Here is an 8,247-nt window from a genome sequence, read left to right on the forward strand (position 1 = left end):
TGTGGTTTCAGGTTAAACTGTGGTTTCAGGTTAAACTATTTCAGATGGAAGCATCTCGCCCGCTGGAGTTCCTGCAGCTCGCCCGCCTCATCCTGCGCCTGTCGCGGCAGTTCCAGCGTGTCCTTGACGGACCGCTGACAGAGAGGCTGGACTTCGGCATGAAAGGCCTCTTCGTCCTGCGCGCCGCCCAACTCGGCTATCACCACCCCAGCCGGATCGCGGCCTTTTTGAACATGGCCTCGCCCAGCCTCAGCCGCACCTTGGAGAGGCTCGAGGGGCGCGGCCTGCTCGAGCGCGAGCTCGACGGTGAGGATCGCCGCCGCTTCCGCTTTGCGGTGACGGAGGAGGGCGAGGAGGCTGTCTCACGGGCGAGGGCGCTGGTGGCCGAGACCTTGAGCGCGCGCTACGCCCACATCGAGCGAGAGCAGGTGCTGGAGGCGATCGCCGTCCTCGAGAGCCTGGCGGCCCAGATGGAGGAGCCCGGTGGCTGAGCCGGCTCGCCGCGAGCGGCTGTTGGCCTTCGCGGGCGTTCTGGCGGTGCTCTTTCTGGCCTCGCTGAACTTTACCGTGGTAGGTACGGCCTTGCCGCGCATCGTCGCCGAACTGGAGGGCGTGGCCTTTTACGCCTGGGCCTTTACCGTCTTCTCGCTGACCTCGACGGTGTCCTTGCCGCTCTACGGCAAGCTCTCGGACGTTTATGGGCGGCGCGTGGTGATGCTCTTCGGCATCGCGCTCTTTACCGCAAGCTCGCTGCTCATCGCCTTGTCTCAGGACATGCTGCAGCTCGTGCTCTTCCGCGGCGTGCAGGGGCTCGGCGCGGGAGCGCTCTTCAGCATGTCGTTCGCGGTCATCGGTGAGCTCTTCACGCCGCGCGAGCGGGGCAAGTACCAGGGCCTGACCTCGTCGGTCTTTGGCCTCTCGGCGGTGGTCGGCCCGATCATCGGCGGTCTGATAACCGACGCCTTTGGCTGGCGCTGGGTCTTTCTGGTCAACTTGCCGGTGGCGCTGGTCGCGTTTGCGCTCATCTACCGCAACCTGCCGACCGGCCTTCGTCAGCCGGGGGCCAAGGTGGATTATGCCGGTGCCCTGCTGCTGACGGCGGGGGTGGTGCCGCTCTTGCTGGCGCTCACCTGGGGCGGGGTGGATCACCCCTGGGGGTCGCCCTTCATTCTGGGCTTGCTGGCGGCTTCGGGCCTCATGCTCTGGGCCTTTGCGTGGTGGCAGACGAGGGCGCCGAGCCCCATCCTCGAGCCCGGCCTCTTTAGAGACCTCACCTTCAACGTCGCCAATGCCTCGGGTTTTCTCGCCGCGACCGGCCTCTTCGCCGCGGTCATCTACCTGCCGCTCTTCGTCCAGGGGGTGCAGGGCGGCTCGGCGGCGAGTTCGGGCCTGGTGCTCACGCCGCTCATGGGCGGGCTGGTGCTCAGCTCGACCTTGGCGGGCCTGCTGGTGTCGAGGACGGGCCGCTACAAGCCCTTCATCGTGGGCGGCAGCGCGCTCTCGGTCGTCGCTCTGCTGCTGACGGCCACGCTGGACGTGGGTGCGCCGCCGCTCCTGGTCGTTCTCTACATGCTGCTCCTGGGCATCGGCATCGGCCCGACGAACTCGCTCTTCGTCCTGGCGGTGCAAAACGCCATGCCCGCCGCCCAATTGGGCGTGGTCACCGGGGCCAACCAGTTTTTTCGGCAGATGGGCGGCACCCTGGGCGTCGCCGTCTTCGGCGCCTTTGTGGCCTCGTCCTTGCGCCGCGGCGCCCAACTCTACCACCCGCGGGAGGTGACGGGCCTGCCCGCCGAGCTGGCGGCCGAGGCCTTCTCGCCCAACCTGCTGACCAACCCGGTGGCGCTCGAGGGCGTTCAGGCGCAGATCGCCGCGCACGGCGCCACCCAGGTATTCGCGCCCTTCCTGAGCAGCATGCGCGCGGCCCTGGGCGCGGCCATCGGCGAGATTTTTATCGTCGCCACCGCCTTGTCGCTGCTGGCTTTCCTCATCGCCCTGGCCCTGCCCGAGCGCGTCCTGCGCGACACCCCGCGTGACACCCCACAGAGCGGGGAGCCGCTGCCGGCCGCCTCGGACTAGACTGGGGTCGGGGCCTGGTGTTCCCCAACCCCCAACCCCCAGCCTAGCCCCTGAACAACACGTCTTCGCGCCTGAACGAGCGGTAGGCGAAGCCCAGGAGGAGGACGGCCCAGAGGGTAGTGGCGCCCCAGGACAGCAGCAGCTTGGATGGGACGACGTCGCCGCTGATGACGTCGGCCATAGTGAGCATCACGCCCAAGACGGGCGCCGAATAGAGCGCGGCGCCGTAGTCGAGGAAGTCGGAGAACTGCAGGGCGAAGAGCGGCAAGATGATGGCGAAGCTGAGAGGGGCCAGGTAGGACTGGGCCTCCTTGAAGGACTTGGCGAACATGGTGATGCTGATGAGCAGCGCCGCCATCAAACCCGCCAGCAACAGGGCGCTCATGAGCAGGAGGAGGATAGTGCCGGCGCTCAGGCTGATGGTGCCGGCGAACTGGCCGACCCCGGCCATGTCCGGCTGCGCGGCCACCAAGCCCCTCAGGATCAGGCCGCCGATCAAAAAGCCGACGATCGCCATCAGCGCGGCGCTGAGCCCAGTGGTCATGGTGGCCAGAACCTTGCCCAACACCACCTCGCCGCGCCGCACCGGTGCGACCAGCAGGGCCTCCAGGGTGCCCCGCTCCTTTTCCCCGGCGGTGGCGTCGATGGCCGTCATCTGGCCTCCCGTCAAGGTCCAGATGGCGATAAAGAAGGGGATCAGCCAGCTCATCATGCCGGCCGCGCCCCCGCTCTCGGGGCCGGCGTCGACGCGGCTCAGGCTGAGGGGCTCGAGCACCGCCGGGTCCAGGCCCGCCGCCGCCAGCCGCTCGGCCACCAGCCCCTGTTCATAGCTCCTGACGGCGCTGCTGATCCTGCCGGCGTTCAGCTCGCTGCGCATGTTGCCCTGACGGCTGTAGAGGGTGAGGGGAGCCTGCTCGCCTCGCTCCAAGGCCTCGGCAAAGCCCTCTTCGACCACCAAGGCGGCCTGATAGTCGCCGTCTCTCACCGCGGCCACAGGGTCGGCGACCTCCACCAGCCGGAGGTTGTGCTCGCCAAAGGTGTCGACGAGCTCGGCCGGCATGGCGGCCAAGCCCCGCACCGCCACCTCGCTGACGGTTTCGCCTTCGCGCTCGAACAGGCCCACGAAGACGAGTGGCAGGCCGAGCATGACGAAGGGCAAGATGAGCAGGGGAATGAGCAGGTTGGAGATGAGCGCCCGGCGGTCGCGCAGGGTGGAGAGGACCTCCTTGGCCATCACCTGCCGGACGAAGGCCGCCCTCACGCCGCGACCTCCGCCACGTCCCCGGCGGCCCGATAGCGCTCGACGATGCCGAAGAAGGCCTGCTCGAGGTGGTCTGCCCGCCCTGTGGCGAGAAGCTCCTGGACGCTGCCCTCGGCGATCTTCTCGCCTTCGAAAACGATGGCGGCCCGGTCGCAGAGCTCTTCGACCTCGCTCATCACGTGAGTCGAGTAGATAACCGTGCGCTCCCTGCCCGGGTAGTCGCGGACGAAGTCGAGCACCGCCCGGCGCGCCATCACGTCGAGGCCCGAGGTCGCCTCGTCGAAGAAGATCACCGGCGGGTCGTGGAGGACGGCGCGCGCGACGACGATCTTCTGCTTCATCCCGGTCGAGAAGCCCCCGGCCCGTCTGGGCAGCGTCTCGCCCAGGTTCAAGAGCCCGTCGAGCTCGCCTATGCGTTCTTCGATCCGAGCTCTGCTCATGCCGTAGAGCCGGCCGAAGTAGTGCAGGATCTCGCGCCCGGTCAGGCGGTCGTAAAGGCCCATGCCGCCGTTGACCACGCCGATGCTCCTGCGCACTCGCTCGGAGTCCCTGACGACGTCCAGGCCGTTCACGCGCGCCCGGCCGCGGTCGGCCTTGAGCAGCGTCGCCAGGATGCGGAGCGCCGTGGTCTTGCCGGCGCCGTTGGGCCCCAGGAGACCGTAGACCTCGCCGGGCCGCGCCGTGAAGCTCACCCCCTTGAGCGCGCGCACCTTGCCGAAGCGCTTCTCGAGCCCCTCTACCTCAATCACCGTCAATCACCGTCTCGCCTCAAGTCGTTTTTCCTCTCTCCAGTGGCCGCAACGTGCAAACCCGAACGGTCGGTCCTTTATTCTCTTCATTACAGTATGGAGAATCCGCTCGCTGCCGTCCAGTGACAAAGGTCATGTCAACAAAGGTCATGCTCGCGCCCTGCTATCATGAGCGCATGTCGCAGCGGGACTTCGCCGCCCTCGAGAGCTACCAGCTCATCCCCCGGCTCCTTCACGGCGTCGAGCAGGCCGACACCGGCACCGAGATCCTGGGCATGCCTTGCGCCGCGCCCCTGTTGCCGCTCTTCGCGAGCTCCTTGGGCCGCGCGCCGCAGGCCTTGGAGGGCCTCAGCCTGGTGGCGGCCGAACTCGCCCCCGGCCTCGAGCCGGCGCAGGTCGTGCCGCTCGTGCGCTCCCAGAAGATGGGCGTACTCATGCCGCAGGTGCGCGAGCTGCGCAGCCTGGGCGTGCCCGCGGTGGCGCTCGACCTGACCGCCCTGGCCGAGACGCCGCCCTACGGCAGGGGCGAGTGGCGGCCGCGGACCAAGGAGGACCTGGCCGAGCTTCGCGCCGCCGCCGGGGTGCCCTTCTGGCTCTACGGGGTAGGGAGCCCGGCCGACGCCGAGATCGCCATGGAGGCGGGTTTGGAGGCCATCGTCGTCCACACCGGCGCGGGCCTCAAGCTGGGCAGCCCGGCCACCATCGAGATTTTCCCTGACATCTTCGACGCCGTCGCGGGCATGGTCGCGGTCTACGCGGGCGGCGCGGTGAGGGACGGCATCGACGTCTTCCGCTACCTGGCCGTCGGCGCCGAGGCGGTGGTCGTAGAGAACGACCGGCCGCTCGCGCAGCTGACCGCCGAGCTCGAGTACGCCATGCGCCTGACCGGCTGCCAGACGGTCGCCGACATCGGCTACGAGACCATCTTCGCGCCGCTGTTTGGGGAAATTTAAAATTCAAAATTCAAAACTGGGAGCTCGAGCGAACATGGGTCGAATCGAAAAGTTCGAAGACATGAGAGTATGGCAGGATGCAAGAGTCATGGTGACAGAGGTTTACCAAATGTCTGAACGTGGAGCCTTCGCGCGCGATCATGGTTTGCGCGATCAGATGAGGCGCGCTGCTGTTTCTGTCATGTCTAATGTCGCCGAGGGCTTTGAACGAAGAGGCAACCGAGAGTTCGTGCAGTTCCTGTATATCGCCAAGGCTTCAGCCGCCGAAGTGAGGTCGCAGCTTTATGTCGCCTCGGACCTCGGCTATCTCGACCAGTCCCAATGCGCACGTCTCCAAGAGAAGCTTACGGCTATCGCCCGCCAGCTCTCCGGCCTCATAAAATACTTGAAACAGGCTGGGCAAGGATATCCATCATGACGACAAAGGAAGCTTTTTCAATCTTCAATTTTCAATCTTCAATTTCATGATCGCCTTTATCGAGGGCGTCGTGACCGAGGTCCGGCCGGGTAGCCTGATCGTCCAGATGGGCGGCTTCGGGCTCGAGCTCTTCGCGCCCAAGAGCACTCTGGTGAGCGCCCGCAAGGGCGAGGCGGTGAGGTTCCACACCCAGCTCGTCGTCAAGGAGGAGAGCTGGGCGCTCTACGGCTTTGCGGATGCTGACGCCCATAAGCTCTTCGGCTTCCTGCTGAGCGTCTCGGGTATCGGCCCCAGGCTGGCCCTGGCGCTGCTCTCGGCCGTGCCGACCACCTTGCTCGCGGAGGCCATCTTGAAGGGCGACGCGGCGCTGCTCTCGAGCGCGCCCGGCGTCGGCAAAAGGATGGCCGAGCGCATCGTCTTGGACCTCAAGAACAGGCTGCCCGAGGAGCTGATGGCCGGTCCCTCCGGCCCGCGGCCCGGCCCGGTGACTTCGCCCGCCGGTAGCGACGCGGTCGAGGCGCTCCTGGCCTTGGGCTACCGCGAGTCGCAAGTCAGGATGGCGGTCGCCGAGCTGGCGCTCAAGGAGCCCGAGGCGGGCGCCGAGACGCTCATCCGCAAGGCGCTCTCGAGGTTGCGCTAGCCTCGAGGTTGCTGAGGGTTAGACTATCTGAGGGTTAGACTAAAGGAAACAGCGCCGGCTTCTTTAGCCGGCCGGAGGAGTAAAGATGCCCAATCTTGCCATCGGACTCGGACTCGCGCTCGTCGTGCTCGGCCTGGGCGGCTATTTTCTGGCGCCGACCGGCAGCCTCACCGCCCTCATTCCCTCGATCTTGGGCGCGCTCATCGCCCTGACGGGCTTCATCGGCAAAAAGCCGGAGCTGCGCAGGCACGCCATGCACGCGGCGGCGGCCTTGGCCCTGTTGGGGCTCTTGGGCACCTTCGGCGGCGTGATCGCGCTGCTGGGCGGCACCGCCGCCCGGCCCGTGGCCGCGACCGTGCAGGCCATCACCGCCGTTCTCTGCCTGGTCTTTCTCGTCTTTGCCGTGCGCTCCTTTATCGAGGCGCGCCGGGGGCGCAAGCAGGCGGCGTAAGCGTGTGGGAACAGGGCGAGAGTGGCCTTTGCTCTCGCCCTGTCAGGTGGTTCAGGTCAGGTGGTTCAGGTCAGGTGGTTCAGTGTCAGGTGGTTCAGGCTCTGACGGTCGCCTTGCCGAGCGCCTCCTCCGGCTTGACCACCTCGAGGCCAAAGGCCTCGCCCACCGCCGTGTAGGTGAGCCTGCCCGCGTGCATGTTGAGGCCTTTCATGAGCGGGGCGTTCTCTTTGAGCGCGTTCGTGCCCTTGTCGGCCAAGAGGAGCGCGTAGGGCAGGGTCTGGTTGGAGAGAGCGATGGTGCTGGTGTGGGGCACGGCGCCGGGCATGTTGGCGACGCCGTAGTGAACGACCCCGTCCACGAGATAGGTGGGCTCGTCGTGGGTGGTCGGGCGGATGGTCTCGATGCAGCCGCCCTGGTCCACGGCCACGTCCACGATGACGCTGCCGGGTTTCATGCTGCCGAGCATGTCGCGGGTCACCAGGTGCGGCGCTCTCGCGCCGGGAATCAAGACCGCGCCCACCACCAGGTCGGCGCGAGCGATCGCCTCGGCGACGTTGGCCGGGTTGCTGGCGAGCGTCTGCAGGCGACCGCCGAAGACGTCGTCCAAGTACTGCAGGCGGCTGTGGCTGATGTCGAGGACGCTGACGCGCGCGCCTAAGCCGAGCGCGATCTTGGCGGCGTTGGTGCCGACCACGCCGCCGCCCAGGATGGCGATCTCGCCGGTCAGGACGCCCGGCACGCCGCCCAGGAGGACGCCGCGGCCGCCTAAGAACTTGCCCAGGTAGTGCGCGCCGACCTGCGGCGCCATCCGCCCGGCGACCTCGCTCATCGGCGTCAGGAGGGGGAGCTGGCCGCTCTCGAGTTGCACCGTCTCGTAGGCGATGGCGCTCGTCTTGGCCCCCAGCAGTGCTTCGGTGAGCGGCCTGTCGGCCGCCAGGTGGAGGTAGGTGAAGAGGATGAGGTCCTCGCGCAAGAAGCCGTACTCGCTGCTGACGGGCTCCTTGACCTTGAGGACCATCTCCTGGCTCCAGGCCTCGGCGGCGCTCGCCACCACGACCGCGCCCTCGGCCGCGTAGGCCTCGTCGCCGAAGCCGCTGCCGCCGCCCGCGCCCGCCTGCACGAAGACCCGGTGGCCGTGCGACACGAAGGCCCGGACCGCGCCGGGGGTCGCCGAGACGCGGTACTCGTGGGTCTTGACCTCTTTGGGAATGCCGATGTTCATCGCGTCTTCACCCTCACCGTTGCCGTCATAATCGCCTCGATCTGAAAGATTTTGCTCTCTCTATGCTGACTTTCATAATTCTCTCTATTCTAATCGACGCCGCTTGTGCTCGAGGGGCATTGTACTCACGGCTGGTCAGCGCACTCAGCGTGCCCAGGCGCGCACGATTCTGGCCTCTAAGACCTCGCCCGGTAAGACCTCGCCCGGCCGCGACGGGACCGGCTCGGCCACCGCGACGAGGTGGCCGTCCTCGGCGACCAGACCGCTCGGGCCGGTGAGATCGAGCCTCAACCTCTTGCCTTGCAGCGCGCGCGTCTCGTCCTCCGGACTCAAGGTCACCAGGGGCAGCGGCAGCGCCTCGGCGTTGCCGAGGCCCCTGGCGTGAGGAAGTTCGTCCAAAGCCACCGCCGCCTCGAGCCCGCACGAGCCCGCGCGCGTCCGCACCAGGCCGCTCAGGTGCGCGCTCCGCCCCAG

10 protein-coding genes are annotated in these 8,247 nt (G+C 67.3%); 6 read left to right on the forward strand and 4 right to left on the reverse strand.

Annotated elements, in window-relative coordinates:
• Positions 1-44: 44 nt before the first annotated feature.
• Positions 45-491: a MarR family transcriptional regulator gene (locus tag M3498_00200; GenBank protein ID MDQ3457716.1), complete on the forward strand. Its 447-nt coding sequence runs from the start codon at positions 45-47 to the stop codon at positions 489-491.
• On the forward strand, positions 484-2,079 hold the full coding sequence (locus M3498_00205) for an MFS transporter (GenBank protein ID MDQ3457717.1): 1,596 nt from the start codon (positions 484-486) through the stop codon (positions 2,077-2,079). The genes M3498_00200 and M3498_00205 overlap by 8 nt, the downstream gene beginning before the upstream one ends.
• 43 nt (positions 2,080-2,122) lie before the next feature.
• Here the strand turns inward: M3498_00205 and M3498_00210 are convergent, their stop codons facing one another.
• Positions 2,123-3,340, reverse strand: coding sequence for an ABC transporter permease subunit (locus tag M3498_00210; protein MDQ3457718.1), 1,218 nt, complete (start codon positions 3,338-3,340; stop codon positions 2,123-2,125).
• Positions 3,337-4,089 (reverse strand): ATP-binding cassette domain-containing protein, encoded by a 753-nt coding sequence (locus M3498_00215; protein MDQ3457719.1) that lies wholly within the window; start codon positions 4,087-4,089, stop codon positions 3,337-3,339. The genes M3498_00210 and M3498_00215 overlap by 4 nt, the downstream gene beginning before the upstream one ends.
• A 176-nt stretch (positions 4,090-4,265) precedes the next feature.
• Here M3498_00215 and M3498_00220 point away from each other — a divergent pair, with 176 nt between their 5' ends.
• The 4 genes from M3498_00220 to M3498_00235 all read left to right on the forward strand — a co-directional run bounded on the left by M3498_00220 (position 4,266) and on the right by M3498_00235 (position 6,551).
• Positions 4,266-5,042, forward strand: coding sequence for an alpha-hydroxy-acid oxidizing protein (locus M3498_00220; protein ID MDQ3457720.1), 777 nt, complete (start codon positions 4,266-4,268; stop codon positions 5,040-5,042).
• A gap of 34 nt (positions 5,043-5,076) precedes the next feature.
• Entirely contained in the window at positions 5,077-5,460 is a 384-nt protein-coding gene (locus tag M3498_00225) for a four helix bundle protein (GenBank protein ID MDQ3457721.1), read from the forward strand.
• Between the two features lie 46 nt (positions 5,461-5,506).
• On the forward strand, positions 5,507-6,100 hold the full coding sequence (ruvA, locus tag M3498_00230) for a Holliday junction branch migration protein RuvA (GenBank protein ID MDQ3457722.1): 594 nt from the start codon (positions 5,507-5,509) through the stop codon (positions 6,098-6,100).
• A gap of 85 nt (positions 6,101-6,185) precedes the next feature.
• Entirely contained in the window at positions 6,186-6,551 is a 366-nt protein-coding gene (locus M3498_00235) for a hypothetical protein (protein ID MDQ3457723.1), read from the forward strand.
• Positions 6,552-6,645: 94 nt separating this feature from the next.
• Here the strand turns inward: M3498_00235 and ald are convergent, their stop codons facing one another.
• Entirely contained in the window at positions 6,646-7,773 is a 1,128-nt protein-coding gene (gene ald, locus M3498_00240; GenBank protein MDQ3457724.1) for an alanine dehydrogenase, read from the reverse strand.
• 144 nt (positions 7,774-7,917) lie between these two features.
• The coding region (locus tag M3498_00245; protein MDQ3457725.1) for a hypothetical protein at positions 7,918-8,247 on the reverse strand (330 nt) is incomplete at its 5' end.

Source organism: Deinococcota bacterium, assembly GCA_030858465.1.
Lineage (GTDB): Bacteria > Deinococcota > Deinococci > Deinococcales > Trueperaceae > JALZLY01.

Bases quoted from the DNA above. Each gene is read 5' to 3' on its own strand.
- M3498_00200 (MDQ3457716.1), top strand. From the start codon at position 45: ATGGAAGCATCTCGCCCGCTGGAGTTCCTGCAGCTCGCCCGCCTCATC.
- ruvA (MDQ3457722.1), top strand. From the start codon at position 5,507: ATGATCGCCTTTATCGAGGGCGTCGTGACCGAGGTCCGGCCGGGTAGC.
- M3498_00235 (MDQ3457723.1), top strand. From the start codon at position 6,186: ATGCCCAATCTTGCCATCGGACTCGGACTCGCGCTCGTCGTGCTCGGC.
- M3498_00225 (MDQ3457721.1), top strand. From the start codon at position 5,077: ATGGGTCGAATCGAAAAGTTCGAAGACATGAGAGTATGGCAGGATGCA.
- M3498_00220 (MDQ3457720.1), top strand. From the start codon at position 4,266: ATGTCGCAGCGGGACTTCGCCGCCCTCGAGAGCTACCAGCTCATCCCC.
- ald (MDQ3457724.1), bottom strand. From the start codon at position 7,773: ATGAACATCGGCATTCCCAAAGAGGTCAAGACCCACGAGTACCGCGTC.